The following is a 26,610-nucleotide window of genomic DNA, read 5'->3' as shown; positions in this document are numbered from 1 at the left end:
TACCTTCCACCTAACAAACGTTAGGTGGAAGGTAGCTGATGCGCCCATGGGTGTCTCCACCTCGTCCCCGGAAAAGGGGATCCGTCTCGTCACGGTCGACTTCCCGCCGGTGAACGCCCTGCCGGTGGCCGGCTGGTTCGCGCTCGCGGACGCCCTGCACGCGGCCGGCCGCGACCCGGAGGTGCGCTGTGTGGTGCTGGCCGCCGCCGGGCGCGGGTTCAACGCCGGCGTGGACATCAAGGAGATCCAGGCGCGCGGGCAGAGCGCGCTGATCGGCGCCAACCGGGGCTGCTTCGCCGCTTTTTCGGCGGTCTACGAGTGCGAGGTGCCCGTCGTCGCGGCGGTGCAGGGGCACTGCCTGGGCGGTGGGATCGGGCTCGTGGGCAACGCGGACGCGATCGTCGCGAGCGAGGACGCCACCTTCGGGCTGCCCGAGCTGGACCGGGGAGCGCTGGGTGCCGCCACGCATCTGGCCCGGCTGGTCCCCCAACACCTCATGCGTGCCCTGTACTTCACCTCGCGCACCGCCACCGCGGCCGAGCTGCACGCACACGGTTCGGTGTGGCGGGTGGTGCCGCGAGAGCAACTCCGGGCTGCGGCGTTGGAGTTGGCCAGGGACATCGCGGCCAAGGACGGGGAGCTGCTGCGCCTCGCCAAGGCGGCCCTCAACGGCATCGATCCGGTCGACGTGCGCCGCAGCTACCGCTTCGAGCAGGGCTTCACCTTCGAGGCGAGCGTGAGCGGGGTGGCCGACCGGGTCCGGGACACCTTCGGAGCAGGAGGCGGGCAGTGACCGACAAGACGATGACCGCCGACGAGGCGGTGTCCCGGCTGCACAGCGGCATGACGCTCGGCATCGGCGGCTGGGGCTCGCGCCGCAAGCCGATGGCGCTGGTGAGAGCAGTGCTCCGGTCCGAGATCACCGATCTCACGGTCGTCTCGTACGGCGGCCCGGACGTCGGCATGCTGGCCGCCGCCGGACGGATCCGCCGCCTGGTCGCTCCCTTCGTCACCCTCGACTCGATCCCGCTGGAACCACACTACCGGGCGGCCCGCGAGCGCGGCGCCCTCGAACTGACGGAGATCGACGAGGCGATGTTCCTGTGGGGCCTGCGCGCCGCCGCCAACCGGCTGCCGTTCCTCCCGGTGCGGGCCGGCCTCGGCTCGGACGTCATGCGGGTCAACCCGGGCCTGCGCACGGTGACTTCGCCGTACGACGACGGCGAGACGTTCGTCGCGATGCCCGCCCTGCGGCTGGACGCGGCCCTGGTACACGTCAACCGCGCCGACCGGCGGGGCAACGGCCAGTACCTGGGCCCCGACCCGTACTTCGACGACCTGTTCTGCGAGGCGGCGGACGCGGCGTACGTCTCGTGCGAACGGGTAGTGGACACCGTTGAGTTGACGAAGGAGGCGCCGCAGAGCCTGCTGATCCAGCGCCACACGGTCACCGGCGTGATCGAGGCCCCGAACGGTGCCCACTTCACCTCCTGCGCACCTGACTACGGCCGCGACGAGGCCGCCCAGAAGGAGTACGCGACCACGCCGTGGCCCGAGTTCGCGAAGCGTCATCTCGGCGCACAGGGGGACCGATGACCGCCACCCGCGCCGAGCACTGCGTCGTCGCCTGCGCCGAGGCCTGGCGGGGCGCCGGGGAGATCCTCGCCAGCCCCATGGGCCTGATCCCCTCCGTCGGCGCCCGTCTCGCCCGGCTCACCTTCGCGCCGGACCTGCTGCTGACCGACGGCGAGGCGATGATCGTCCGCGCGGACGGCACCGTCGAGGGCTGGCTGCCGTACCGCCGGCACCTCACCCTGGTCACCGGCGGCCGACGGCACGTGATGATGGGCGCGAGCCAGATCGACCGCTACGGCAACCAGAACATCGCGTGCATCGGCGACTGGGAGAGACCGAAGCGACAGCTCCTCGGTGTGCGCGGCGCGCCGGTCAACACCCTGAACAACCCGACCAGTTACTGGATCCCGCGCCATTCGCGACGGGTGTTCGTCGAGCGGGTCGACATGGTGTGCGGAGTGGGCTACGACCGTGCCGACGGCGCCCGCCACCACCGCATCCCGCGTGTCGTCTCCGACCTCGGCGTCCTCGACTTCGCGACCCCGGACCGCTCGATGCGGCTGGCCTCGCTGCATCCGGGCGTCACGGTCGAGGAGGTACGGGAGGCGACCGGCTTCACGCTCACGGTCCCGGACGAGGTGCCGTACACCCGCGACCCCACGCCCGAGGAACTGCGGCTGATCCGCGAGGTGATCGACCCGGAGAACGCCCGCGCGCGGGAGGTCGATCACTGATGGAGACCGCGCTCACCCGGCTGGTCGGGGTCCGGCATCCGATCGTGCAGACCGGGATGGGATGGGTGGCGGGGCCGCGGCTGGTCTCCGCGACGGCGAACGCGGGCGCCCTCGGCATCCTGGCCTCCGCCACCATGACCGTGGACCGGCTGCGCGAGGCGGTCCGCGAGGTCAAGTCCCGTACGGACGCGCCGTTCGGGGTCAACCTCCGCGCGGACGCGTCGGACGCCGCCGACCGCATCCAGGTGATCATCGAGGAGGGCGTACGGGTGGCCTCCTTCGCCCTCGCGCCCTCCCCTGGGCTGATCGCCGAGCTCAAGGAGGCCGGCGTCGTGGTGATCCCGACCGTGGGAGCGCGGCGGCACGCCGAGAAGGTCGCGGCCTGGGGCGCGGACGCGGTGATCGTGCAGGGCGGCGAGGGCGGCGGCCACACCGGCGAGGTGGCGACGACGGTGCTGCTGCCGCAGGTGGTGGACGCGGTGCGGATCCCGGTGGTGGCGGCGGGCGGCTTCTTCGACGGGCGGGGCCTGGTCGCTGCGCTGGCCTACGGGGCGGCCGGTGTCGCCATGGGCACCCGGTTCCTGCTCACCTCGGACTCCACGGTCCCGGACGCGGTGAAGGCCCGCTATCTGGCGGCGACGGTCCGGGACGTCACGGTCACCACGGCGGTCGACGGCCTCCCGCACCGCATGCTCCGCACGGAACTGGTCGATTCGCTGGAGCGTTCCGGCCGTACGAAAGCCCTGTTCCAGGCGGTACGAAGAGCCGCCGCCTTCCGGAAGCTGTCCGGCACGAGCTGGCCCCGGATGCTCCGCGAAGGCCGCGCCCTCAGACACGGCAAGGACCTCACCTGGAGCCAGGTCCTGCTCGCCGCGAACACCCCGATGCTGCTCAAGGCCTCGATGGTGGACGGCCGCACGGACCTCGGGGTGATGGCCTCGGGACAGGTCGCCGGGGTGATCGACGACCTGCCGTCGTGCCGGGAACTGGTGGACCGGATCATGGCCGAGGCCGCACAAACCCTGGGCGCGTTGTCGGCAGGCGGTGCTTCAATGCCCGCATGACGGAGACGATCAAGGAGCCCTGGGGGCTCAGTGTGTTCGGTGCGGGCAGTGTGCGGGCCGAGCCCCAGCTGGTCCGGGTGAAGCTGGGCGTGGAGGTCCTGGAGGCCGCCCCCGAGCAGGCGTTCCACGAGGCGGGCGCGGCGGTCATGCGGCTGCGCGAGGTGCTGCGCCGGCACGGCATACCGGATGCCTCGGTGTCGGGTTCCCGGCTGAGGCTCAGCTCGGAGTACGGCCATGACAATGGCGCACGGAAGTTCGTCGGCTACCTCTGCCGGGCCCAGTACGTCATCGAGACCGAGACGCTGGACAACCTTCAGCAGCTCTTGGTGGACGTGGTGGAGGCCGGTGCGCGCAGCATCGACAGCGTGGAGTTCGACGTGCACGACAAGCCCGCGCTGCGGGACGAGGCGCGCCGCAGGGCGGTGGCCGCCGCCCGCCGCAAGGCCGAGGTCTACGCGGAGGCGGCGGGCGTGCACCTCGGCGCCGTGATCCACATCCAGGACGTGGACGCCGAGTCGTACGAGTTCCGTCAGTACCGCGGGCACGGCGGCGGTGGCGGGGCCTCCGCCGGTGATCTCGCGCCGGGCATGGTGCAGGTGGCCGCGGGTGTGGTGCTCGGCTTCTCACTCAGCCGCTGACAGCCGCTCGATGATCGTCACGTTGGCCTGACCCCCGCCCTCGCACATCGTCTGCAGCCCGAACCGCCCGCCCGTGCGCTCCAGTTCGTGCAGCAGCGTCGTCATCAGGCGTACGCCGGTGGCGCCCAGCGGATGCCCCAGGGCGATGGCGCCGCCGTTGACGTTGACCCGGTCGGGGTCCGCGCCGGTCTCCTTCAGCCAGGCGAGGACGACCGGCGCGAAGGCCTCGTTGATCTCGACGAGGTCGATGGCGTCGATGGTCAGGCCGGTCTTCTTCAGGGCGTGCGCGGTGGCCGGGATGGGCGCGGTGAGCATCCGGATCGGGTCCTCGCCACGGACCGAGAGGTGGTGCACGCGCGCGCGTGGGGTCAGCCCGTGCTCGCGCACCGCCCGCTCGGAGGCGAGCAGCATGGCCGCCGCGCCGTCGGAGACCTGCGAGGAGCAGGCCGCCGTGATCGTGCCGCCGTCGAGGACCGGTTTCAGCCCCGCCATCTTCTCCAGTGAGGTGTCCCGGCGGGGCCCCTCGTCCACGGCCACGGGGCCGTAAGGCACGACCTCCCGGTCGAAGCGCCCCTCGTCGATCGCCCGGACCGCCCGCTCGTGCGAGCGCAGCGCGAACTCCTCCTGGTCCCGCCTGCTGATCCCCCACTTCGCGGCGATCATCTCGGCGCCGACGAACTGGTTGACCGGCTTGGTCCCGTACCGCGCCCGCCAGCCCTCGCTGCCCGCGAAGGGTCCGGCCGTCAGCCCGAGCGGCTCGGCCGCCTGCCGGGTGGCGAAGGCGATCGGGATCATCGACATGTTCTGCACCCCGCCGGCCACGACCAGGTCCTGCGTGCCGGACAGCACGGCCTGCGCCGCGAAGTGCACGGCCTGCTGCGAGGACCCGCACTGCCGGTCGACGGTCACCCCCGGCACCTCCTCGGGCAGTCCGGCCGCCAGCCAGCAGGTCCGGGCGATGTCCCCGGCCTGCGGCCCCACGGCGTCCAGGCAGCCGAACACGACGTCCTCGACGGCGGCCGGATCGACGTCCGAGCGTTCCATCAGCGCGCGCAACACATGAGCGCCCAGGTCGGCCGGGTGCACCCCGCCGAGCCCTCCCCCGCGCCGCCCCACGGGCGTACGGACCGCTTCGACGATGTAGGCCTCGGCCATGGCAACTCCCCAGTGAGTCACATACGTACGGCGATCCCGTCCAGCACCATCGACAGGTACTGCCGGGCGATCTCCTCCGGGCTGTGGTGTCCGCCGGGCCGGTACCAGGACGCGGCGACCCACACCGTGTCCCGCACGAACCGGTAGGTGAGCCGGACGTCGAGGTCGGCCCGGAAGACCCGGGCCGCGACGCCGCGCTCCAGCGTGGACAGCCACGCCTTCTCGAACCTGCGCTGGGACTCGGCGAGGAACGCGAACCGCTCCTGCGCCACCAGCTGCTTGCTCTCCTTCTGGTAGATCGCGACGGCGGCGCGGTGCCGGTCGATCTCCCGGAACGACTCGGTGACCAGTGCTTCGAGGGTCTCCCGCGGCCCCAGCTCGCCGCCCAGGACGGAGTCGTAGCCGTCCCAGAGCTCGTCGAGGAAGGTGCGCAGGATCTCCTCCAGCATCGACTCCTTGGAGTCGAAGTGGTAGTAGAGGCTGCCCGCGAGCATGCCCGCGTGGTCCGCGATCTTGCGGACGGTGGTGGCGTTGTAGCCCTGTTCGGCGAAGACCTCGGCGGCGGTGTCGAGGAGTTCGCGGCGGCGGGCGGGCGCCGCCGTCACCTGGGGCTTCTTCTTGGTCGGCACGCGGTCCATTGTCCTAGGGGTGCTGGCTGCTGACGGAGACGACCTCTCCGGTCAGGTACGAGGAGTAGCCGGAGGCCAGGAACACGATCACGTTGGCCACCTCCCAGGGCTCGGCGTACCGCCCGAAGGCCTCCTGTGCGGTCAGTTCCTCCAGGAGCCGTGCCGAGGTCACCTTCACGAGGTGCGGGTGCATGGCGAGGCTCGGCGCCACCGCGTTGACGCGTACGCCGTACTCGGCGGCCTCGACCGCCGCGCACCGGGTCAGCGCCATCACGCCGGCCTTGGCGGCGGCGTAGTGCGCCTGCCCGGCCTGGGCGCGCCAGCCGACGACGGAGGCGTTGTTGACGATGACCCCGCCGCCGGTCTCCTTCATGGCGCGCAGGGCGGCCCGGGTGCACCGGAAGGTGCCGTTCAGCGTGACGTCCAGGACGCGGGACCACTGTGCGTCGGTCATGTCGACGAGGGGTGAAGTGCCGCCGAGTCCGGCGTTGTTGACGACGACGTCGAGCCGGCCGTGCAGCCGGACGGCCGTCTCGAACAGCGCCCGCACCTGGGCCTCGTCGGTGACGTCGCAGACGGCCGCGGCCACGGCTCCGGGGAACCGGCGGGCCAGCTCCGCCTCGTGCTCCTTGAGCCGGCGCTCATGGGCGTCGCTGATCAGCACGCGGGCTCCCTCTTCCAGGAAGCGGCGTGCGGTGGCCCCGCCGATGCCCGCGCCCGCGGCCGCCGTGATGACGGCGGTGCGGCCGGTCAGCAGCCCGTGCCCGGGCTCGTAGGCCGGGCTCTCGACGCCTGTCATAGGGGCACGCTAACCTACCAAACACTTGTTAGGGAAGGAGCGGCGGCCGATGGATCTCACCTTCACACCGGCGGAGGCGGCGTTCCGCGCCGAGGCCCGCGCCTGGCTGCACGCGCGCGTGCCGTCCGTTCCGCTGCCGTCCCTTGAGACCGAGGAGGGCTTCGCGGCGCATCGCGCGTGGGAGGCCGAACTGGCCGCGGACCGCTGGTCGGTGGTGAACTGGCCGGCGGCGTACGGCGGCCGGGACGCCACGCTCGTCGAGTGGCTGCTGTTCGAGGAGGAGTACTACGCGGCGGGCGCGCCGGGCCGGGTGGGGCAGAACGGCATCAGCCTGCTGGCGCCGACGCTGTTCGACTTCGGCACCGAGGAGCAGCGGGCGCGGGTGCTGCCGCCGATGGCCACCGGCGAGGTGGTGTGGGCGCAGGCCTGGTCGGAGCCGGAGGCGGGCTCGGACCTGGCGGCCCTGCGCTCGAAGGCGGTGCGCACGCCGGGCGGTTGGCTGCTGAGCGGCCAGAAGACCTGGTCGTCCCGGGCGGCCTTCGCCGACCGCGCGTTCGGCCTGTTCCGCAGCGACCCGGACGCCGCGAAGCCGCACCAGGGCCTGACGTATCTGATGTTCGACCTGCGCGCGCCCGGCGTCACGGTCCGCCCGATCCGCCGGCTGGACGGGAAACCGGCCTTCGCCGAGCTCTTCCTGGACGAGGTGTTCGTGCCGGACGAGGACGTGATCGGCGAGCCCGGCCAGGGCTGGCGGATCGCGATGTCGGCGGCCGGGAACGAACGGGGGCTCATGCTCCGCTCCCCCGGCCGCTTCCTGGCCGCGGCGGACCGCCTGCTCGGCCTGTGGCGGGCCCAAGGGAGCCCCGCGACGGCGCAGGCCCGCGTCGCCGACGCGCTGATCGGCGCCCGCGCCTATCAGCTCTTCGCCTACGCGGCCGCCTCCCGCTTCCTTGAGGGCGGGCCGATCGGCGCGGAGTCCAGCCTGAACAAGGTCTTCTGGTCCGAGTACGACATCGCGCTGCACGAGACGGCGCTCGATCTCCTCGGGGAGGAGGGCGAGTCGGCGGACACGGACTGGGCCGAGCGGTATGTGTTCGCCCTGGCGGGGCCCATCTACGCCGGTACGAACGAGATCCAGCGGGACATCATCGCCGAACGCCTGCTGGGGCTTCCGAAGGGACGCCGCTGATGCGCTTCCTCCTCGACCCCGAGCAGCGGGCGTTCACCGACTCGCTCGACGCCATGCTCACGGCCGCCGGCACGCCGTCCGTCGTCCGGGACTGGAGCCGCGGCGACCACAGGAGCGGGCGCGCGCTGTGGGCCCGTATCGCGGATGCGGGGGTGTTCGCCCTCGCCGTACCGGAGGCGTGCGGCGGGGTCGGCCTGCGTCCCGTCGAACTCGCGCTCGCCTTCGTGGAGTTGGGGCGGCATGCCGTGCCCGGCCCGCTCGTCGAGACCGTCGCGGCCGCCGTCCTGCTGCGCGAGTCCGGGCTCGTCAAACAGCTCGCCTCGGGCGAGACCATGGCAACGGTGGCTTACGGCAGCAGGTATGCCCTCGACGGCGACGCGGCCGGCATCCGCCTCGCCCTCGACGGCGACGGCCTGCGTCTCGCCCCCGGACACGGCCCCGTACGCCCGTCCCTCGACCCCGCCCGCCGCCTCACCGTCCTGGAGCCGGGCGGTGAACTCCTCACCCGGGAACCGCCCGTCGGCCCCGCCCTCGCCCTCGCCCGCCTCACCACCGCCGCCCAGGCCCTGGGCGTCGGCCTCGCCCTCCTGGACCGGACCGTCACCCACGTCCGCCGGCGCACCCAGTTCGGTGTCCCCATAGGCTCGTTCCAGGCCGTCAAGCACCGGCTCGCCGACGCCCGGATCGCCCTGGAGTTCGCCCGCCCCCTGGTCCTCGGCGCCGCGCTGACCATGGCGGCCGCCGACCTCGCCGCCGCCAAGGTCACGGCCTGCGAGGCGGCGTACACAACCGCCCGCACGGCCCTCCAACTGCACGGCGCGATCGGCTACACGGCGGAGTGCGACCTGTCGCTCTGGCTGACCAGAGCCCGCGTCCTGCGCACCGCCTGGGGCACCCCGGACGACTGCCGGGCCGCCGTCCTCAGTGGTGGTGATCGCCGCTGGTGAGCTCCCGGTACTCCTCCACCGTCGGCTTCTCGATCCGCGTCTCGGGCCCGAACATCGCCCGCGCCAGCCGCGCCCGCACCCGCTGCGACGACGTCACCCGGCGGCGCACCCCGTTGGCGTCGACGAGCGGGCCGACCTCGTACGGCGGGTTCTGCTCGTGCTGGGTGAGGGTGTGCAGCTGCTCCTGCGAGAGGGGTTCGTGTATCTCGACGTACTCACCGTGCGGCAGCCGCTTGATGGTGCCCGACTCCCTGCCGTGCAGCACCTTGTCCCGGTCCCGGCGCTGAAGGCCCAGACAGATCCGCTTCGTGATCACGAACGCGAGGACCGGGACCACGAAGACGGAGATCCGCACGAACCAGGTGATCGCGTTGATGGACAGATGCAGATGCGTGGCCACGATGTCGTTGCCACCGCCGATCAGCAGCACCACGTACAGGCTGAGCCAGGCCACGCCGAGGCCGGTGCGCACGGGCACGTTGCGCGGCCGGTCGAGGATGTGGTGCTCGCGTTTGTCGCCGGTGATCCATGCCTCGACGAACGGATACGCCCCGAGCGCCATCAGGATCAGCGGGAAGAGCGAGAAGGGGATGAAGACGCCCGGTTCCAGGGTGTGCCCCCAGAAGGTGATCTCCCATCCCGGCATCACCCGGATCAGGCCCTCGGAGAAGCCCAGGTACCAGTCCGGCTGGGCGCCGGTGGTGACCAGGTCCGGCCGGTAGGGCCCGAACGCCCAGACGGGGTTGATCTGCGCGAGCCCGCCCATGATCGCCAGCACGCCGAAGACGAGGAAGAAGAAGCCGCCCGCCTTGGCCATGTACACCGGCAGGAGCGGCATTCCGACGACCGTCTTCTGGTCCCGTCCCGGGCCGGGGTACTGCGTGTGCTTGTGGTAGAAGACCAGGATCAGATGGGCGACCACCAGGCCGAGCATGATCCCGGGCAGCAGCAGGATGTGGACCGGGTACAGCCGCGCGATGAAGTCGTCCCCGGGGAACTCCCCGCCGAAGAGGAAGAACGCGATGTACGTCCCCACGATCGGGATCGACAGGATCGCACCGTGGGCGAAGCGCAGACCGGTGCCGGACAGCAGGTCGTCCGGGAGCGAGTAGCCGGTCAGCCCGGTGATGATGCCGAGCATCAACAGGGTCCAGCCGAAAACCCAGTTGATCTCGCGCGGCTTGCGGAAGGCTCCGGTGAAGAAGATCCGCATCATGTGCACGAGCATGCCGGTGACGAACACCAGCGCCGCCCAGTGGTGCATCTGCCGGATCAGCAGCCCACCGCGCACATCGAAGCTGATGTCCAGTGTGGACTCGTAGGCCCTGGTCATCAGGACGCCGTTGAGCGGCTCGTAAGTGCCGTTGTAGACGACCTCGTTGGTGCTCGGGTCGAAGAACAGGGTGAGGTAGGTGCCGGTGAGGATCAGCACGATGAAGCTGTAGAGGCAGACCTCGCCCAGCATGAACGACCAGTGGTCGGGAAACACCTTGCGCATATTGGCCTTGGCCATTGCGTAGAGCCCGAGCCGGCCGTCCGCCCAGTCGGCGATCTTCTCGCCCCTGGGCCGGTCGCTCCGTTGGCCCGATCGTGCGCCGTTCATATGTCGTCGCCCTCCCCGTCGGATCAACCTCAGGGTGGCACGACGTTCCGCTCAAGCCAACGGTGCCAACAGCCGTGCGAGCGACTGGCGTGACCCTTCCAGATGGGCGATCCGCTCCTCGATGCCCTGGAGTTGCTCCAGCAGCATCGGCGTCAGGCACGGCTCCACCTCGGCCTCGCTGCCGCACACGCAGTCCAGTACCTCCCGGATCACCCGCGTGGGCAGGCCCGCCTCCAGCAGCGCGCGAATGCGGCGGACGGTCAGGGGCGCCGCGTCGTCGTACACGCGCTGACCGCCCGGGGTGCGCTCGGCATCGAGGAGGCCCTGCTCCTCGTAGTAGCGCAGCAGCCGGATGCTGACCCCCGTGTCCCGGGACAGCTGCCCGATCTTCAAGTGATCCCCCTCACATCGGCTTGAAGCTCACATCCATGTGAGCTCATAGCGTCACAGCCATGACGAACTCCACGGTATTCCGGCTCGGCGGCGACCTCGCAGTACGACGGATCGGCTACGGCGCGATGCGTCTGGCGAACGCCCCGCACGAGCGCTCCGGCATGACGGCCCCCATCTGGACGGCGCCCACCGACCGCGCCGAGTCGATCGCACTGCTGCGCCGGGCGGTCGAGCTCGGGGTGAACCTCTTCGACACCGCCGACGCCTACGCCCTGGGCGCGAACGAGGAGTTGCTGGCCGAGGCGCTCGGCCCGCACCGCGACGACGTCGTGATCGCCACCAAGGCGGGCGTCCTGCGCCCGAGCCCGACGGAATGGATCACGCACGGCCACCCGGCCTATCTGCGCCAGCAGGCCGAGCTGAGCCTGCGCCGGCTGCGCACCGACCGCATCGACCTCTTCCACCTCCACCGCATCGACCCCGAGTACCCGCTCGCCGACCAGATCGGCGCGTTGAAGCAGCTCCAACAGGAGGGCAAGATCCGGCACATCGGTCTCTCCGAGGTGACGATCGCCGAACTCACCGCGGCCGAGGAGATCGCGCCGATCGCGAGCGTGCAGAACCTCTACAACCTGGCCGAGCGCGGCCACGACCCGGTGATCGACCACACCGCGAACCGCGGGATCGCCTTCGTGCCCTACTTCCCGGTCAGCGGCGGCGAGCACGGCCCGCTGGCGCAGGTCGCCGCGGAACTGGGCGCCACACCGTCCCGGACGGCGCTGGCCTGGCTGCTGCACCGCGCCCCGAACGTGCTCCCGATCCCGGGCACCTCCTCCCCCGCCCATCTGGCGGAGAACACCGCGGCGCTCGAACTCGCGCTGACCGAGGAGCAGTTCAAGCGCGTGGCGGGATGATCCCCTGCGCCCGCGCCGCCACCAGCCACTTCGGGAACTCGCCGACGAGACGGTCGTACAGCTCGGCGTCGGACACCTTCCGCGGATCCGAACCGGCGTGGAAGAACCCGGCGTTGTCGACGACCCGCTTGTCCGGCACGGACAGTTCGTCGAGCTTGCGCAGATAGTCGAACTGCCTGCTCGACGCGTCGCCGAAGCCGATGAACTGCCAGAACAGCGGCAGCCGCGCCGCCTTGCACAGATACCGCTCCGCGGCGAGCTTGTTGATCGGCCCGCCGTCGGTCTGGAAGACGACGAGGGCGGGTTCGCGGGAGCCGCTGTCGAGGTAGTGGTCGATGACGGCGTCCATGGCGAGGTGGTAGCTGGTCTTGCCCATGTGCCCGAGCCCGGCCACGATCCGCTCGATCCGCCCCTGGTGGTCGGCGAGGGCGATGTCGGTCTCGGCGTCGACGTCGGTGGAGAAGAACACCACCGGCACCCGGCCGTCGTCGTCGAGGTGCGCGGAGAGCCCGAGCACCCGGTCCGCGAGGGCCTGCACACTGCCGTCCTTGTAGTACGGCTTCATCGAACCGGAGTAGTCGACCACGAGATAGACCGCGGCCCGCAGCCCGTCCAGCCCGTGCTTGGTCAGCGAAACTCCCGCGCTCTTGTACAGGCTGACCAGCGCGGGCGCGGTCTCCTCCACCTTGCTCAGACTGATGGCGGCCATACGTTCTTCCCCCTCGGCTCCCCGGACTGAATGCCGAGATTACGGCACCCTGGACCCACCTCTCCCGGCATCCACAGGTGTTCGCTATTTTGTTCGCCGCCGTCCCCACCGGCTCACCGTCCGTCCCATGCCCGAGGAGCCGGCTTGGAATCCGAGCACGCCGTCACCACCTGCTACCGCCATGCCGAGGTGGAGTCCTACGTCCGCTGCACCCGTTGCGAGCGGGTCACCTGCCCGGACTCCATGCGGGAGGCGGCCGTCGGCTTCCACTGCGGGATGGGGACACCTCTGTATCTGCTGGCGGGGCTCGGCAGCTCGGTCCTCGAACTGTTCCTGGCCGACCCCGCGCTGCCCTCGCCGGGACGAGCCTGGCAGGGCCGCCTCGGCGGACTGCTGACCGGCGGGGCGGTGGCGCCGGCGTTCGCGTACGCTCCCCGGAGGCCGCGGCGCGGCCTGATCCAGGCCGCCGCCTGCGTGGCCGTACTGGCGCTGCTGGTGCCGGCAACGGTCGCGCGGGTCGGCGAGCTGACAAGTGGAGGGGTCCAGTGAGACGCACCGGTGTACTGATGTTCGCGGCCGTGCCGGTCGCGATCACGGCGGCGGCCTACTTCCTGATGCCCACCGACTCCGCGGAGAGCCCGGCCAAGCCGCCCGTGTCGGCCGCCCAGCTGGCCCGCGAGGAGGCCAAGGAGCGGGCCGAGACGGAGCGGGCGGAGGACGAGAAGACGATCGCGAGCCTGCCGCCGGGCCTGGCCGACCCCGACAAGAAGGAACTGGCCCTCAAGATCACGGCCACGGCCGAGTTCTCCAGCCTCAACTGGCGCCTGGGCTATGGCAGCGTCGAGGACAACGGCGACGGCTGCGGCTACACGGCCGGCGCCATCGGCTTCTGCACCGGCACCCACGATCTGCTCACCCTGGTCGAGCGGTACACGAAGGCCCACCCGGACAACGGCCTGGCCCGTTATCTGCCCGCCCTGCGCAAGGTCGACGGCACCGACTCCCACAAGGGTCTGGACCCCGGCTTCACCGCCGCCTGGCAGGCGGAGGCGAAGAAGCCGGCGTTCCGCGAGGCCCAGGACGCCGAGCGCGACCGCGTCTACTTCAACCCCGCGGTCCGCCTCGCCAAGCTCGACGGCCTGGGCACGCTGGGCCAGTTCGTCTACTACGACGCGATGGTCTTCCACGGCCCCGACCCGAGCGCGAACGGCTTCTACGGACTGCGCGAACGCGCCCTGCACGAGGCGAAGCTGCCCTCCCGGGGCGGCTCGGAGAAGGCGTACCTCGACATCTTTCTCGACCTCCGCAAGAAGGCCATGAAGGCCAAGAAGCCGAGCACCGACACCAGCCGCATCGACACCGCCCAGCGACCCTGGCTGTACGACGGCAACCAGGAGCTGAGCACTCCGCTGACGTGGCAGATGTACGGGGAGCCCTACCGGGTGCCTTAAGAGGCCCCCCACTTCTCGCGCAGCACGTCCTCCGCGGGCTTGCCGTGCGGGGTGTACGCCAGACGGGCCGGCGTCTCCCCGCTGTCCGGCCAGTCGTCCCACATCCACCAGCAGACCCCGGCCCACCAGTCCCGGCCCGTGAAGGTGTCCAGCAACGCCCGGTAGGCGGCGGCCTGTTCGTCCTCCGCGGGCCGGGAGCTGACGGTCCAGGAGTACGGCGCCGTCGTCGTCCCGCGCTGGCTGACATAGCCGGCCTCGGTGAACAGGACCGGCCGGTCCGTGCGGCGGGCGAAGGCGGCGAGCTCCTCGCTGATCGGCCGCCAGGCGCGGCGCAGCGCCTCGGTGTCCCGGGTGGGGCGGTCGGACAGCGGCCAGTAGGCGTCGATGCCGATGAGGTCGAGCCGGTGCCAGAAGCCGATGCGCCGGTACTCGTCGTAGTTGGCGGCGTAGGTGAGCGGGCCGTCGTAGTGGTCGCGGACCGCCTCGACGACCTCGGCCCAGGCGGCGGTGTGCCGGGAGACGCCGGCGAGTTCGGTGCCCACGGCGAACTGCTCGGCGCCGGTCCGCGCGGCGAGGTCGGCGTAGTGGGTGATGAAGCCCCGGTAGGCGGTGAACCAGGTGGTGCGGTCGCGCGGGCGGATGTCGGCGCGGTCGCCGTCGCCGGGCAGGTCGACATGCGGTTTGATCATCACCTTCAGGCCCGCGGCGTGGGCCCGGTCCACGATCCGCCGCAGCCCGGCGTCGCTCGCGGTCTCCTCGGTGGGCCGCATGACCGAGTCGCCGATGCGTTTCTGGTACCAGGTCGGGGTGAAGGTGACCCAGCGCGCGCCGGTGGCCCGGATGTCCCGCAGATAGCGGTCGGCGGCGGGGCTGTCGTAGTCGGTGCGGTACCACGAGGGCAGGGTGATGCCGCGCATCGCGGGGTCCTTCTCCTCCCTCTCCTCCGGGGTGCAGCCGCCGACGGCGAGGAGGACCGCCGCCAGGACGGCGGCGGTCCTCCCCCTCACTTCCTCCTCACAGGCTCGCGGGGCTGACGAAGGTGTAGCCCAGGGCCTTGATGCCCTCGACCGTCTCGCGCAGCGGCTGGACCGGGAAGTACGGGTGGTAGAAGAAGCTGGCGAAGCCGTCCCGTACCGCGAGGTTGGCCTTGGCCGAGGCGATCAGATCGGCCGGCAGCCGTGGCGGATGATTGTTGAATTCCTCCGGCTCATAATTCCCGATGTTCTCGGGAATCACCTTCGTCCCGTACACATCACGCACCACATACGGGAAGAACTGTCCGATGAAGCGGTTCGGATCCGACGAGACTCCGCTGAGAGTTCCGGCGAAATAAAGCGACCGTTCGAGTCGGGCCGAGAAATTCGAACTGAAGACCCGGTAATCGGTGGCCGAACCCGCGTAGTGCGGAGTGGTCCACAGCTGCGGCCTCGGCAGTCCCGCCGCCGCGAACTCGGCCAGACCGCTGTCGACCCGTCCCTGGGCCCAGGCGGTGGAGTCCTCGGCGACCGGGCCGTCGTAGATCACGCTGTTGTTCGCGTCCACGTGCGCCCGGTAGAACTCGAAGTCGTCGCCGCTGACGCCGTTGTACGGGTTGGCCACATTGCCGTACTGGTGCGTGTAGCCGTGGTTCATCAGTACGGCGCCCCTGGCCAGCATGTACTTCAGCGTGTTGACCAGCTGCGGCCGCTGCGAGAGCCGGATCGTCTCCGGGACGCCGTTGTTGTAGGCGCCGTTCGGGTCCGTGTAGACCGGGATCACGTTGATGCCGTAGGGGATCTTCTGCGCGTACAGGTAGTCCGCGATGGCCCGCAGCTCGGCGGGTTCGGCGTTGGGGCTGATGTCCTCAAGCCGGACGACCGCCCGGTGCCGTTCGGCCGTGCCCGGCGCGAGCGCGTCGAAGAGCAGGTCCTCGAAAACGATGACCCGGTCGCTCTCCGAGACGTAGGCGAAGGGGATCTCACCGACGTAGGTGAGGTTGGACGAACGGACCGCCCACCCGAAGGTGTGCCCGTTGGAGCTGTCCAGCCCCTCCGCGACCCGGGTGACCGGCGGATATCCGGCCCCTGTCAGGACGTTGGGACGCAGTACGCCGCCGTCCTGCCCGGCCGGGATCTTCCGGGTGAGGTTCTGGCCCTTGTACGTCACCTGTGTGACGGTGCCGATCGAGCCGCCGTCCTCGTAGTACGACGTCGTCGGGTCCCAGCCGTACTTCGCGGCGAACTGGGTCGGTCCGACGGCGTTGGCCATGTTCCAGATGTTGGCGCCCATCCAGGTCACGGGCTTGGTGGTGGTCATGGCGTCCTGGTAGAACGCGGCCGGGATCGCGTCCGGGACGTCGCAGCAGTAGTACGTCGACCCGATGTAGATCGTGGCCGTGTGCTGCTCGACCAGACCCGCGGTGTACTGCGAGACGGGCTTCGCCGTCACCGTGCCGAAGTGTCCGGCGAGGTTGGCGGCGGCCATCGCGTACAGCTCGCCGAGGTGCCCGTAGGGGCCGGCCGTGTCGTACAGGACGAGGGTGGTCGGGTCGGCCGCGGGGCCGACGTCGGCCGGGGCGAGCAGCTCCGCCTGGCGGCTCACGGCGGAGGCGAGCGTGGTCGCTGTCGTGCTCGCCGGGGTGACGGCCGCGGCCGTCCGGTCGCGTGCCCGGTCGTGGCGTGCCTTGTCGGCCTTGAGCTGGGCCTTCGCCCAGGCCTTGAGGTCGACGTGGTTGAGTCCGGACCTGGTGCCGGTGGAGTGGCCCCGGTGCCGGTCGGGTTCCCCGGCGGCCTGGGCGCCGGCGGCCAGGAAGGTGCCGCTGAGCAGCGCGGCAACGAGTAACAGGAGTACGGAAAGCCTGGAGAATCTACGTCTCCGCGGTCGGATCACTGTTCTCACGATCATTCCCCCCACCTCGCCGTGTTTCGGCAAAGGCGTTTTCCGACAAGAAGCCACCGATTGTTCTTGGCGATCAAGAGGGGTGTCAATGGTCCGAAGGGTGAATTCCTGTGGGGCCGATGGTCCCCCTTCGTTGATCACCTCGTCCCTTTTTCCGAATACCCTTCTTGCGCGGCCCGACGGTCTGCTACGTTCACCTTCGCGCGATGGGGACGCGCTGTGAAATATGGGGGGACAATGTACGGACGACCCGCTCTGGGGGCACTGCTGCCCCTCGCCGGGGCCATGACCGCACCGGAAGCGATACCGGGTCTACCATTGGCCAAAGCGTTACAGGCAACGGCCGGGGCCGGATTCCTGCTCTACTGCCTGATCGCCTGTCTGATACTCCTGGCCCGGACAAGACTGCGCAGACAAGCACGGAAAGCGCAGGTCAGCGCCGGGAGCAGCCATGATCACTGACCTGCTTCTCTGGGCAAGCGCCGCCCTGATCGTGCTGGCCGGCTGTTACAACACGAGTCTGTTTCTCCTCTCCCGGCGCAGAATTCGCCGTACCCGCACGGAGCGTAGAGAACGCTTCTATATATTTCTTCTCGCATGCCTCAACGAGGAGAAAGTGCTTTCGGAATCCCTGGCGCGTATCACCGCTCTGCCCGCCGGGAATTTCATGGCGCTGGTCATCGACGACGGATCCGACGACCGCACCTCCGAGATCGCCCTGGCGGCGGACCCCGACCGGGTCCGGGTGCACCGGCGCACGCCGCCGAACGCACGCCGGGGCAAAGGAGCAGCGCTCAATGACGGAGTGCGCCACCTGCGCGCGTCCGGTCTGCTCGCCGGCCGCGACCCCGCCGACGTGATCGTCTGTGTGGTGGACGCCGACGGCCGGCTCGACCCGCATGTCGTGCAGTCGGTGGACCCCTACTTCGACGATCCCCGTACGGGCGCCGTTCAGGTCTGCGTCCGTATGTACAACCGGGGCCAGGGCCTGCTCGCCCGGATGCAGGACATGGAGTTCGTCGTCTACGGCGATGTCTTCCAGAGTGCCCGCCGCTTCATCGGCAGCGTGGGCATGGGCGGCAACGGACAGTTCATGCGGCTGTCCGCCCTCGACACGCTCGACGGGGACGGCCCCTGGAGCGACAGCCTCACCGAGGACCTCGACCTCGGGGTGCGGCTGATCGCCAAGGGCTGGACCAACCAGCACTGCACCACCGCCTCTGTCTCCCAGCAGGCCGTGCTCAGTCTGCGCCGGCTCATCCGCCAGCGGTCCCGCTGGTTCCAGGGGCATCTGCAGTCGGCCGGTCTCGTCCCGCTCATCCTGCGGGACGTACCGACCCGTCCGGCGCTGGACCTTCTCTACCACCTGTCCAGCCCGGTGCTGATCCTGCTCACCTCGCTGCTGCCGCTGTCCTTCCTCGTCGCCCTGGGCGCCACCACCGTGGCCTCCGTCCAGGACGGCCAGGCCCTCGTGTCGCCCATGTGGCTGCTCGGCCCGTATCTGCTCTCGTTCACCGCCGCCTACGCGTACGGCTTCGTGTACGCCAAGCGGGAACGGGATCTCGGGCTGGTGCGCTCGGTGCTGCTCGCCCATGTCTTCGTCTTCTACGGCTACATCTGGTTCTTCGCCGGCTGGTGGGGCTTCTGGCGGATGCTCACCGGCAAGCGGACCTGGCTGAAGACCGCGCGCACCTGACTTCTCCTCCCACCTCGCCACTCTCATCTCTCACCCTGCGCGCGGCTTGTGTTGACCGCGCACGCCCAAGGGGGGCTTTCCATGTCCACAGCTCCGTCAGCCGTGCCCGTACGCGCCATGCTGGTGCTCGGCACCCGGCCGGAAGCGATCAAACTGGCCCCGGTGGCCCGTGCGATGGCCGCCGACAGCCAGTTCGAACCGGTCGTCGTCACCACCGGCCAGCACCGCGAGATGCTCCACCAGATGCTCGGACTGCTCGGCGTCGACACCCGGATCGCGCTGGACGTGATGCGCAGCCGCCAGCAGCTGTCCGACCTGACCGCCCGGCTGGTCGGCGAGCTGGGCGAGGTGATGCGGTTGCAGCGGCCGGACCTGGTGGTGGTGCAGGGGGACACCACCACCGCGCTGGCCGGTGCCCTGGCCGCCTTCTACGAGAAGATCCCGGTCGCCCATGTCGAGGCAGGACTGCGCACCGGCGTCATGGACAACCCCTTCCCGGAGGAGCTCAACCGCAGCCTCATCGGCCGGATGGCCCGCTGGCACTTCGCCCCGACCCCGCGCGCCGCCCGTCATCTGACCGACGAGGGCGTGCCCCAGGAGCAGGTCTTCGTCACCGGCAACACGGTGATCGACAACCTGCTGTGGGTGCTGGCCGAGGGCGCCGGCACCTCCGCCTTCCGCACCGCCGCCAAACGGATCCTGGTCACCCTGCACCGCCGGGAGAACCAGGGCGAACGGATGCGCGGCATGGGACGGGCGCTGCGCCGGCTCGCCGGGCGCGGTGACGTGGAGATCGTGCTGCCGCTGCACAAGAGCCCCGCCGTACGGGAGGTGCTGTTGCCCGAACTCGACGGCCACCAGGGCATCGTGCTGGTGGAGCCGCTCGGTTACCTGGACTTCGCGGCCACCCTCGCCGAGTGCGACCTGGTCCTCACCGACTCCGGCGGCATCCAGGAGGAGGCCCCGAGTCTGAGCAAGCCTGCGCTGGTGCTGCGGACGACCACCGAACGCCCGGAGGCGGTGGAGGCGGGGGCGGCCCGGCTGGTCGGCACGGATCCGGAGGCCATCGTGGAGGCCGCCGAGGAACTCCTCGACGACGCGGAGCGGTACCGGCGGATGGCGGGCGCGGGCAACCCGTTCGGCGACGGCCGGGCCGCGGGCCGGGTACTGGCCCAGCTGGCCGAGGACTTCGCCGCGGATGTTCCTGTCGGGGCCACCGTGTTGGGGCCATACTCGACGGCATGACTCGCTCCCGGCGTGGCGTCCTCACCGTGCTCGTGGCGGCGGTGGCGCTCGCCGGACTGCTGAGCATCACATTGAGCCAGTGCGGGTCGGACGAGGCCGGACCGCCGCCGACACCCTGGGCCGACGGTTCCACTCACGGCCGCTGGGTGTCGGTGTTCAACGGCCACGGCACCAACTCGGGCGACGACGACTCGCTCACCCTGTCGCCGATGCCCGCGGAGGACCCGGGAACCACGCACGCGGGTCTGGTGGTGAGTACGGCCGCGTACACCGACGTGCGCTTCGAGGCCCGGATGCGGACCGTCGAGCAACTGCGCGAGCCCGACCCCAACCCATGGGAGGTGCCCTGGCTGGTGTGGGCCTACACCGACCCGGAGCACTTCTACTACGTCACCCTGAAGCCCAACGGCTGGGAACTCGGCAAGCGCGACCCGGCCTACCCGGGCGGCCAGCGCTTCCTGGCCACCGGCCACGAGAAGTACGAGGTGGGCGACTGGCACACCGTGCGGGTGGAACAGCGGGGGGCGGAACTCGTGGTCGAGGTGGACGGCAAGAAGCTGATCACTTTCACCGACACCGAACGCCCTTACCCGACGGGCCAGGTGGGGGCGTACACGGAGGACGCGACGGTGGAGTTCGCGGGGCTGAAGGCAGAGTAAATGCGGCGGCGCCTGCCCTTGTCCGGTCGGGGACTGGGCAGGCGCCGTCTGTGTTCCGTACGCCTTTGTACGGGACGTCTCTTGAGCGGTCCTAAACGGACCGTCAGACCATCAGGGCCCGGTCCGTCGGGCGGATCGGCGCCGGCAGGTCGCTGGCCCCCGTGAGGAAGCGGTCCACGCCGCGCGCGGCCGAACGGCCCTCCGCGATCGCCCACACGATCAGCGACTGGCCACGACCGGCGTCACCGGCGACGAACACTCCGGGCACGTTGGTCTGGAAGTCGGCGTCGCGGGCGATGTTACCCCGCTCGTCGAGGTCCAGACCAAACTGCTCGACGAGGCCGTTCTCCCGGTCGGTGCCGGTGAAGCCCATGGCGAGGGTGACCAGCTGGGCGGGGATCTTGCGCTCCGTGCCCGGCTTCTGGGTCAGCTTGCCCTCGACGAACTCGACCTCGACCAGGTGCAGCCACTGGACGTTGCCGTCCTCGTCGCCCTCGAAGTGGGTGGTGGAGACGGAGTAGATCCGCTCGCCGCCCTCCTCGTGGGCCGAGGTGACCTTGTAGAGCATCGGGAAGGTCGGCCACGGCTGGGAGACCGGGTTCCGGTCGTCGTTCGGGCGGGGCATGATCTCCAGCTGCGTCACCGAGGCCGCGCCCTGGCGGTGGGCGGTGCCCACGCAGTCCGCGCCGGTGTCGCCGCCGCCGATGACGACGACGTGCTTGCCCTCGGCCGAGATCGGCGCGGTGACGTAGTCGCCCTCCTGCACCTTGTTGGCCAGCGGCAGGTACTCCATGGCCTGGTAGATGCCCTTCTTGAGCTCCCGCCCGGGCACCGGCAGGTCACGGGCGGTCGTGGCACCGACGGCCAGGACCACGGCGTCGTACCGCTTCTTCAGATCGGTCGACTTCAGGTCGCGGCCGATCTCGATGCCGGTACGGAAGCGGGTGCCCTCCGCGCGCATCTGCTCGATACGGCGGTTGATGTGCCGCTTCTCCATCTTGAACTCGGGGATGCCGTACCGGAGAAGGCCTCCGATGCGGTCCGCGCGCTCGTAGACGGCGACGGTGTGACCCGCCCGGGTCAGCTGCTGGGCGGCGGCGAGGCCGGCCGGGCCGGAGCCGACGACGGCGACCGTCTTGCCGGACAGGCGCTCGGGGATCTGCGGCGCGACATCACCGGTCTCCCACGCCTTGTCGATGATCGAGACCTCGACGTTCTTGATGGTGACGGCCGGCTGGTTGATGCCGAGCACACACGCCGACTCGCACGGAGCCGGGCACAGGCGGCCGGTGAACTCCGGGAAGTTGTTGGTGGCGTGCAGGCGCTCCTGCGCGGCCGACCAGTCCTCGCGGTAGGCGTAGTCGTTCCACTCGGGGATCAGGTTCCCCAGCGGGCAGCCGTTGTGGCAGAAGGGGATGCCGCAGTCCATGCACCGGCTGGCCTGCTTGCTGATGATCGGCAGCAGGGAGCCGGGGACGTAGACCTCGTTCCAGTCCTTCAGCCGGACGTCCACGGGACGGGACTTGGCGACCTCGCGGCCGTGGTTGAGAAAGCCCTTGGGATCAGCCATTGGTCGCCGCCTCCATCATCTTCTCGGTGATCTCGGTCTCGGAGAGACCGGCTCGCTCGGCGGCGTCCTTGGCGGCGAGCACTGCCTTGTACGTGCTGGGGATGATCTTGCTGAAGCGCTCCGCGGACGCGTCCCAGTCGACGAGCAGCTTCTCGGCGACCGTCGAGCCGGTCTCCTCCGCGTGGCGGCGCACCACATCGTGCAGCCACTGCTTGTCGTCGGCCGACAGCGCCTCGACCGCGTCGAGGTTGCCGACGTTGACGTTGTCCCGGGCGAGGTCGATGACGTAGGCGACACCGCCGGACATGCCGGCCGCGAAGTTGCGGCCCGTCTCGCCGAGCACCACCGCGTGACCGCCGGTCATGTACTCGCAGCCGTGGTCGCCCACGCCCTCGGAGACGACCAGCGCACCGGAGTTGCGGACGCAGAACCGCTCACCGGTCCGGCCGCGCAGGAACAGCTCGCCGCCGGTCGCACCGTAGGCGATGGTGTTGCCCGCGATGGTCGAGTACTCGGCGAGGTGGTCGGCGCCCCGGTCCGGGCGGACGACGACACGGCCGCCGGAGAGGCCCTTGCCGACGTAGTCGTTGGCGTCGCCCTCCAGGCGCAGCGTGACACCGCGCGGCAGGAAGGCACCGAAGGACTGGCCCGCGGAGCCGGTGAAGGTGATGTCGATGGTGTCGTCGGGCAGGCCCGCGCCACCGAACTTCTTCGTCACCTCGTGGCCGAGCATGGTGCCGACCGTGCGGTTGATGTTGCGGATGGCGACCTGGGCGCGCACCGGCTGGGCGTCGGTCGCGGAGTCGGCGGACAGCGCATCGGCGGCGAGCTTGATGAGCTCGTTGTCGAGCGCCTTCTCCAGGCCGTGGTCCTGCGCGATCAGGTGGTGGCGGACCGCGCCCTCGGGCAGCGCGGGCACGTGGAACAGCGGCTCCAGGTCCAGGCCCTGCGCCTTCCAGTGGCTGATCGCGCGGGCCACGTCGAGGGCCTCGGCGTGGCCGACGGCCTCCTCGATGGAGCGGAAGCCCAGCTCGGCGAGGATCTCGCGGACCTCTTCGGCGATGAACTGGAAGAAGTTCACGACGTACTCGGCCTTGCCGGAGAACCGGTCGCGCAGCGTCGGGTTCTGGGTGGCGATGCCGACTGGGCAGGTGTCCAGGTGGCAGACGCGCATCATGACGCAGCCGGAGACGACGAGCGGCGCGGTCGCGAAACCGAACTCCTCGGCGCCGAGCAGCGCGGCGATGACGACGTCACGGCCGGTCTTCAGCTGGCCGTCGGTCTGCACGACGATACGGTCGCGCAGGCCGTTGAGCAGCAGGGTCTGCTGGGTCTCGGCGAGACCGAGCTCCCAGGGGCCACCCGCGTGCTTCAAGGAAGTAAGGGGAGAAGCACCCGTACCACCGTCGTGACCCGAGATGAGCACGACATCCGCGTGCGCCTTCGACACACCCGCCGCAACCGTGCCGACACCGACCTCGGAGACCAGCTTCACGTGAATCCGCGCCTGCGGGTTCGCGTTCTTCAGGTCGTGGATCAGCTGGGCCAGGTCCTCGATGGAGTAGATGTCGTGGTGCGGCGGCGGGGAGATCAGGCCCACGCCCGGCGTCGAGTGACGCGTCTTGGCGACCCACGGGTAGACCTTGTGGCCGGGCAGCTGGCCGCCCTCGCCGGGCTTGGCGCCCTGGGCCATCTTGATCTGGATGTCGTCGGCGTTGACGAGGTACTCGCTGGTCACACCGAAGCGGCCGGAGGCCACCTGCTTGATGCTGGACCGGCGGGCCGGGTCGTACAGACGGTCCGGGTCCTCGCCGCCCTCACCGGTGTTGGACTTGCCGCCCAACTGGTTCATGGCGATGGCGAGGGTCTCGTGCGCCTCCTTGGAGATGGAGCCGTACGACATGGCGCCGGTGGAGAAGCGCTTGACGATCTCGGAGACGGGCTCGACCTCGTCGATGGAGATCGAGGGCCGGTCGGACTTGAAGCCGAACAGGCCGCGGAGCGTCATCAGCCGCTCGGACTGCTCGTTCACGCGGTCCGTGTACTTCTTGAAGATGTCGTAGCGGTTGGCACGCGTCGAGTGCTGGAGGCGGAAGACCGTCTCCGGGTCGAACAGGTGCGGCTCGCCCTCGCGGCGCCACTGGTACTCGCCGCCGATCTCCAGCGCACGGTGGGCCGGCGCGATGCCGGAGGCCGGGTAGGCCTTGGCGTGGCGGGCGGCGACCTCCTTGGCGATGACGTCGATGCCGACGCCGCCGATCTTGGTGGCCGTGCCGTTGAAGTACTCCTCCACGAAGGCCTGGTCGAGACCGACGGCCTCGAAGACCTGGGCGCCGCGGTAGGAGGCGACGGTGGAGATGCCCATCTTGGACATGACCTTCAGCACGCCCTTGCCAAGGGCGTAGATCAGGTTGCGGATGGCCTTCTCGGGCTCCAGGCCGTTGATGAAGGTGCCCGCGCGCAGCAGGTCCTCGACGGACTCCATCGCCAGGTACGGGTTGACGGCGGCGGCGCCGTAGCCGATGAGCAGGGCGACGTGGTGGACCTCGCGGACGTCACCGGCCTCGACCAGCAGGCCCACCTGGGTGCGCTGCTTGGTGCGGATGAGGTGGTGGTGGACGGCCGCGGTGAGCAGCAGCGAGGGGATCGGCGCGTGCTCGGCGTCGGAGTGGCGGTCCGACAGGACGATCAGGCGGGCGCCGTTGTCGATGGCGGCGTCGGCCTCGGCGCAGATCTCCTCGATGCGCGCGGCGAGGGCGTCACCGCCGCCGTGCACCCGGTACAGACCGGAGAGGGTCGCGGCCTTGAAGCCGGGCATGTCGCCGTCGGCGTTGATGTGGATGAGCTTGGCCAGCTCGTCGTTGTCGATCACCGGGAAGGGCAGCACGACGGTACGGCAGGACGCGGCCGTCGGGTCCAGCAGGTTGCCCTGCGGGCCGAGCGACGAGCGCAGCGAGGTGACCAGCTCCTCGCGGATGGCGTCCAGCGGCGGGTTGGTGACCTGCGCGAACAGCTGCGTGAAGTAGTCGAAGAGCAGTCGCGGACGCTCGCTCAGCGCGGCGATCGGCGAGTCGGTGCCCATCGAACCGAGCGGCTCGCCACCGGTCTTGGCCATCGGCGCGAGGATGACGCGCAGCTCCTCCTCGGTGTAACCGAAGGTCTGCTGGCGGCGGGTGACCGAGGCGTGCGTGTGCACGATGTGCTCGCGCTCGGGCAGGTCGCCGAGCTCGATCTCACCGGCCTCCAGCCACTCCGCGTACGGGTTCTCCGCGGCGAGCTGGGCCTTGATCTCGTCGTCCTCGATGATGCGGTGCTCGACGGTGTCGACGAGGAACATCTTGCCGGGCTGCAGCCGGCCCTTGCGGACGACCTTCGAGGGGTCGATGTCGAGGACGCCGACCTCGGAGCCGAGGACGACGAGGCCCTCGTCGGTGACCCAGTAGCGGCCGGGGCGGAGGCCGTTGCGGTCGAGGACCGCGCCGACCTGCTTGCCGTCGGTGAAGGTGACACAGGCCGGGCCGTCCCAGGGCTCCATCATCGTGGAGTGGAACTGGTAGAAGGCGCGGCGGGCCGGCTCCATGGAGTCGTGGTTCTCCCACGCCTCCGGGATCATCATCAGCACGGAGTGCGGCAGCGAACGGCCGCCCAGGTGCAGGAGTTCGAGCACCTCGTCGAAGGAGGCGGAGTCGGAGGCGTCCGGCGTGCAGATCGGGAAGACCCGGTCGAGCTTCTGCTCGCCGAAGAGGTCGGAGACGAGCTGCGACTCGCGGGCGACCATCCAGTTGCGGTTGCCCTTGACGGTGTTGATCTCACCGTTGTGCGCGACGAAGCGGTACGGGTGGGCGAGCGGCCACGACGGGAAGGTGTTCGTGGAGAACCGGGAGTGCACGAGCGCGATCGCGGAGGCGAAGCGGCGGTCGGACAGGTCCGGGAAGAAGGGCTCCAGCTGACCGGTGGTCAGCATGCCCTTGTAGACGATCGTCCGCGCGGACAGCGACGGGAAGTAGACGCCGGCCTCGCGCTCGGCGCGCTTGCGCAGCACGAACGCCTTGCGGTCGAGCGCGATGTCCTTGCTGGCGCCGTCGGCGACGAAGATCTGGCGGAAGGCCGGCATCGTGGACCGGGCGGTGGCGCCGAGCAGTTCGGGCGCGACGGGAACCTCACGCCAGCCCAGAACGGTCAGCCCCTCCTCACCGGCGATCGTCTCGATCTGTGAGACGGCCTCGGTGGTGACGTCCTCCGGCACGAAGGCGATACCGACGGCGTACGCACCGGCCTCGGGCAGCTCGAACCCGGCCACGTCACGGAAGAAGGCGTCCGGAACCTGGGACAGGATGCCCGCGCCGTCACCCGAGTCGGGCTCGGAGCCGGTGGCACCGCGGTGCTCCAGGTTGCGCAGAACCGTGAGCGCCTGCTCGACCAGCGCATGGCTCGCCTCGCCGGTGAGGGTGGCCACAAAGCCGACGCCACAGGCGTCGCGCTCATTGCGGGGGTCGTACATACCCTGCGCAGCAGGGCGAGCATCCATGAACGACCAGTTCTGGCCATTCGTGGAGTGCTGGGACGGCTGGCGCGGCGTACGCATCGGCTCTCCCGTCGTCGTCAGTGGCATTTGGCAGGTGCCGAGGGACGACGTTGGCCCTCTGCGTGAGATCTGCGATGAGATCAAAATTTCGTGCAGGTTACATGATGGAGCGGTTCTCGGGAACCGGATACTCCGTTCCAACATGCGGACACCACGCAGTGGCGACAAGGGTTTCGCG

At 70.2% G+C, this 26,610-nt stretch carries 23 protein-coding genes; 13 read left to right on the top strand and 10 right to left on the bottom strand.

The features are described 5' to 3' along the window. Positions 1-46 precede the first annotated feature (46 nt). From AB0Q90_RS08060 to AB0Q90_RS08040, 5 genes are read left to right on the top strand one after another with little or no spacing between them, the layout of a single operon-like run. Positions 47-793, top strand: coding sequence for an enoyl-CoA hydratase family protein (locus tag AB0Q90_RS08060; protein WP_363158174.1), 747 nt, complete (start codon positions 47-49; stop codon positions 791-793). Continuing rightward, entirely contained in the window at positions 790-1,596 is an 807-nt protein-coding gene (locus AB0Q90_RS08055; protein ID WP_363158173.1) for a CoA-transferase, read from the top strand. Before AB0Q90_RS08060 ends, AB0Q90_RS08055 begins: the two co-directional genes overlap by 4 nt. Continuing rightward, positions 1,593-2,309, top strand: coding sequence for a CoA-transferase (locus AB0Q90_RS08050; RefSeq protein ID WP_363158172.1), 717 nt, complete (start codon positions 1,593-1,595; stop codon positions 2,307-2,309). The genes AB0Q90_RS08055 and AB0Q90_RS08050 overlap by 4 nt, the downstream gene beginning before the upstream one ends. After that, entirely contained in the window at positions 2,309-3,373 is a 1,065-nt protein-coding gene (locus AB0Q90_RS08045; RefSeq protein ID WP_363158171.1) for a nitronate monooxygenase, read from the top strand. The genes AB0Q90_RS08050 and AB0Q90_RS08045 overlap by 1 nt, the downstream gene beginning before the upstream one ends. Continuing rightward, positions 3,370-4,011: an SIMPL domain-containing protein gene (locus AB0Q90_RS08040; protein WP_363158170.1), complete on the top strand. Its 642-nt coding sequence runs from the start codon at positions 3,370-3,372 to the stop codon at positions 4,009-4,011. The genes AB0Q90_RS08045 and AB0Q90_RS08040 overlap by 4 nt, the downstream gene beginning before the upstream one ends. On the opposite strand, the gene AB0Q90_RS08035 is transcribed toward AB0Q90_RS08040, so the two are convergent. Genes AB0Q90_RS08035 through AB0Q90_RS08025 form a run of 3 tightly spaced genes read right to left on the bottom strand, consistent with a single transcriptional unit; the run spans position 3,997 to position 6,594 of the window. Further along, positions 3,997-5,166 (bottom strand): acetyl-CoA C-acetyltransferase, encoded by a 1,170-nt coding sequence (locus AB0Q90_RS08035; RefSeq protein WP_363158169.1) that lies wholly within the window; start codon positions 5,164-5,166, stop codon positions 3,997-3,999. The genes AB0Q90_RS08040 and AB0Q90_RS08035 overlap by 15 nt on opposite strands. 17 nt (positions 5,167-5,183) lie before the next feature. Further along, positions 5,184-5,795: a TetR/AcrR family transcriptional regulator gene (locus AB0Q90_RS08030; RefSeq protein WP_363158168.1), complete on the bottom strand. Its 612-nt coding sequence runs from the start codon at positions 5,793-5,795 to the stop codon at positions 5,184-5,186. A 13-nt stretch (positions 5,796-5,808) separates the two neighbouring features. After that, a complete protein-coding gene (locus AB0Q90_RS08025) occupies positions 5,809-6,594 on the bottom strand; it encodes an SDR family oxidoreductase (RefSeq protein WP_363158167.1) in 786 nt (261 codons plus the stop codon). Positions 6,595-6,643: 49 nt separating this feature from the next. On the opposite strand from AB0Q90_RS08025, the gene AB0Q90_RS08020 reads away from it, so the two are divergent. Further along, positions 6,644-7,783 carry an acyl-CoA dehydrogenase family protein gene (locus AB0Q90_RS08020; protein WP_363158166.1) on the top strand — a complete coding sequence of 380 codons (1,140 nt, stop codon included), beginning with the start codon at positions 6,644-6,646 and terminating at the stop codon, positions 7,781-7,783. Beyond that, positions 7,783-8,730 carry an acyl-CoA dehydrogenase family protein gene (locus AB0Q90_RS08015; RefSeq protein ID WP_363158165.1) on the top strand — a complete coding sequence of 316 codons (948 nt, stop codon included), beginning with the start codon at positions 7,783-7,785 and terminating at the stop codon, positions 8,728-8,730. Before AB0Q90_RS08020 ends, AB0Q90_RS08015 begins: the two co-directional genes overlap by 1 nt. Here the strand turns inward: AB0Q90_RS08015 and AB0Q90_RS08010 are convergent. Both AB0Q90_RS08010 and AB0Q90_RS08005 read right to left on the bottom strand, forming a co-directional pair. Then, entirely contained in the window at positions 8,705-10,333 is a 1,629-nt protein-coding gene (locus tag AB0Q90_RS08010) for a cytochrome bc complex cytochrome b subunit (protein ID WP_363158164.1), read from the bottom strand. The two genes, AB0Q90_RS08015 and AB0Q90_RS08010, sit on opposite strands and share 26 nt — an antisense overlap. A gap of 51 nt (positions 10,334-10,384) precedes the next feature. Continuing rightward, complete coding sequence (locus tag AB0Q90_RS08005; protein ID WP_363158163.1) at positions 10,385-10,726, bottom strand: MerR family transcriptional regulator; 342 nt, start codon at positions 10,724-10,726, stop codon at positions 10,385-10,387. A 59-nt stretch (positions 10,727-10,785) separates the two neighbouring features. Between AB0Q90_RS08005 and AB0Q90_RS08000 the strand changes: the two genes are divergently transcribed. Further along, complete coding sequence (locus AB0Q90_RS08000) at positions 10,786-11,640, top strand: aldo/keto reductase (RefSeq protein WP_363158162.1); 855 nt, start codon at positions 10,786-10,788, stop codon at positions 11,638-11,640. Here AB0Q90_RS08000 and AB0Q90_RS07995 read toward each other — a convergent pair. After that, positions 11,621-12,349 carry a VWA domain-containing protein gene (locus tag AB0Q90_RS07995; RefSeq protein ID WP_363158161.1) on the bottom strand — a complete coding sequence of 243 codons (729 nt, stop codon included), beginning with the start codon at positions 12,347-12,349 and terminating at the stop codon, positions 11,621-11,623. The genes AB0Q90_RS08000 and AB0Q90_RS07995 overlap by 20 nt on opposite strands. Before the next feature lie 144 nt (positions 12,350-12,493). Here AB0Q90_RS07995 and AB0Q90_RS07990 point away from each other — a divergent pair, with 144 nt between their 5' ends. Both AB0Q90_RS07990 and AB0Q90_RS07985 read left to right on the top strand, forming a co-directional pair. Next, a complete protein-coding gene (locus tag AB0Q90_RS07990) occupies positions 12,494-12,898 on the top strand; it encodes a hypothetical protein (protein ID WP_363158160.1) in 405 nt (134 codons plus the stop codon). Further along, entirely contained in the window at positions 12,895-13,800 is a 906-nt protein-coding gene (locus AB0Q90_RS07985; protein WP_363158159.1) for a chitosanase, read from the top strand. Before AB0Q90_RS07990 ends, AB0Q90_RS07985 begins: the two co-directional genes overlap by 4 nt. Here AB0Q90_RS07985 and AB0Q90_RS07980 read toward each other — a convergent pair. Both AB0Q90_RS07980 and AB0Q90_RS07975 read right to left on the bottom strand, forming a co-directional pair. Continuing rightward, on the bottom strand, positions 13,797-14,807 hold the full coding sequence (locus AB0Q90_RS07980) for a hypothetical protein (RefSeq protein ID WP_363158158.1): 1,011 nt from the start codon (positions 14,805-14,807) through the stop codon (positions 13,797-13,799). The genes AB0Q90_RS07985 and AB0Q90_RS07980 overlap by 4 nt on opposite strands. A gap of 7 nt (positions 14,808-14,814) precedes the next feature. Beyond that, positions 14,815-16,668, bottom strand: coding sequence for a DUF2334 domain-containing protein (locus AB0Q90_RS07975; protein ID WP_363158157.1), 1,854 nt, complete (start codon positions 16,666-16,668; stop codon positions 14,815-14,817). Between the two features lie 460 nt (positions 16,669-17,128). Between AB0Q90_RS07975 and AB0Q90_RS07970 the strand changes: the two genes are divergently transcribed. The 3 genes from AB0Q90_RS07970 to AB0Q90_RS07960 all read left to right on the top strand — a co-directional run bounded on the left by AB0Q90_RS07970 (position 17,129) and on the right by AB0Q90_RS07960 (position 20,277). After that, complete coding sequence (locus AB0Q90_RS07970; RefSeq protein WP_363158156.1) at positions 17,129-18,373, top strand: glycosyltransferase; 1,245 nt, start codon at positions 17,129-17,131, stop codon at positions 18,371-18,373. A gap of 81 nt (positions 18,374-18,454) precedes the next feature. Then, positions 18,455-19,618, top strand: coding sequence for a UDP-N-acetylglucosamine 2-epimerase (non-hydrolyzing) (gene wecB / locus AB0Q90_RS07965; RefSeq protein ID WP_363158155.1), 1,164 nt, complete (start codon positions 18,455-18,457; stop codon positions 19,616-19,618). Next, positions 19,615-20,277: a family 16 glycoside hydrolase gene (locus tag AB0Q90_RS07960; protein WP_363158154.1), complete on the top strand. Its 663-nt coding sequence runs from the start codon at positions 19,615-19,617 to the stop codon at positions 20,275-20,277. The genes wecB and AB0Q90_RS07960 overlap by 4 nt, the downstream gene beginning before the upstream one ends. Before the next feature lie 103 nt (positions 20,278-20,380). Here the strand turns inward: AB0Q90_RS07960 and AB0Q90_RS07955 are convergent, their stop codons facing one another. Together AB0Q90_RS07955 and gltB are read right to left on the bottom strand one after the other, a co-directional pair. Beyond that, positions 20,381-21,847 carry a glutamate synthase subunit beta gene (locus tag AB0Q90_RS07955; RefSeq protein ID WP_363158153.1) on the bottom strand — a complete coding sequence of 489 codons (1,467 nt, stop codon included), beginning with the start codon at positions 21,845-21,847 and terminating at the stop codon, positions 20,381-20,383. Continuing rightward, positions 21,840-26,432, bottom strand: coding sequence for a glutamate synthase large subunit (gene gltB, locus AB0Q90_RS07950; RefSeq protein WP_363158152.1), 4,593 nt, complete (start codon positions 26,430-26,432; stop codon positions 21,840-21,842). Before gltB ends, AB0Q90_RS07955 begins: the two co-directional genes overlap by 8 nt. Positions 26,433-26,610 lie beyond the last annotated feature (178 nt).

It is taken from the genome of Streptomyces sp. NPDC079141 (assembly GCF_040686775.1).
GTDB lineage: Bacteria > Actinomycetota > Actinomycetes > Streptomycetales > Streptomycetaceae > Streptomyces.
This window is presented reverse-complemented; position numbering and strand designations above follow the sequence as displayed.

Bases quoted from the DNA above. Each gene is read 5' to 3' on its own strand.
- AB0Q90_RS07955 (WP_363158153.1), bottom strand. From the start codon at position 21,847: ATGGCTGATCCCAAGGGCTTTCTCAACCACGGCCGCGAGGTCGCCAAG.
- AB0Q90_RS08045 (WP_363158171.1), top strand. From the start codon at position 2,309: ATGGAGACCGCGCTCACCCGGCTGGTCGGGGTCCGGCATCCGATCGTG.
- AB0Q90_RS08000 (WP_363158162.1), top strand. From the start codon at position 10,786: ATGACGAACTCCACGGTATTCCGGCTCGGCGGCGACCTCGCAGTACGA.
- AB0Q90_RS08060 (WP_363158174.1), top strand. From the start codon at position 47: ATGGGTGTCTCCACCTCGTCCCCGGAAAAGGGGATCCGTCTCGTCACG.
- AB0Q90_RS07970 (WP_363158156.1), top strand. From the start codon at position 17,129: ATGATCACTGACCTGCTTCTCTGGGCAAGCGCCGCCCTGATCGTGCTG.
- AB0Q90_RS07960 (WP_363158154.1), top strand. From the start codon at position 19,615: ATGACTCGCTCCCGGCGTGGCGTCCTCACCGTGCTCGTGGCGGCGGTG.
- AB0Q90_RS08050 (WP_363158172.1), top strand. From the start codon at position 1,593: ATGACCGCCACCCGCGCCGAGCACTGCGTCGTCGCCTGCGCCGAGGCC.
- AB0Q90_RS08015 (WP_363158165.1), top strand. From the start codon at position 7,783: ATGCGCTTCCTCCTCGACCCCGAGCAGCGGGCGTTCACCGACTCGCTC.
- AB0Q90_RS08020 (WP_363158166.1), top strand. From the start codon at position 6,644: ATGGATCTCACCTTCACACCGGCGGAGGCGGCGTTCCGCGCCGAGGCC.
- AB0Q90_RS08025 (WP_363158167.1), bottom strand. From the start codon at position 6,594: ATGACAGGCGTCGAGAGCCCGGCCTACGAGCCCGGGCACGGGCTGCTG.
- gltB (WP_363158152.1), bottom strand. From the start codon at position 26,432: ATGCGTACGCCGCGCCAGCCGTCCCAGCACTCCACGAATGGCCAGAAC.
- wecB (WP_363158155.1), top strand. From the start codon at position 18,455: ATGTCCACAGCTCCGTCAGCCGTGCCCGTACGCGCCATGCTGGTGCTC.
- AB0Q90_RS07995 (WP_363158161.1), bottom strand. From the start codon at position 12,349: ATGGCCGCCATCAGTCTGAGCAAGGTGGAGGAGACCGCGCCCGCGCTG.
- AB0Q90_RS08010 (WP_363158164.1), bottom strand. From the start codon at position 10,333: ATGAACGGCGCACGATCGGGCCAACGGAGCGACCGGCCCAGGGGCGAG.
- AB0Q90_RS08035 (WP_363158169.1), bottom strand. From the start codon at position 5,166: ATGGCCGAGGCCTACATCGTCGAAGCGGTCCGTACGCCCGTGGGGCGG.
- AB0Q90_RS08040 (WP_363158170.1), top strand. From the start codon at position 3,370: ATGACGGAGACGATCAAGGAGCCCTGGGGGCTCAGTGTGTTCGGTGCG.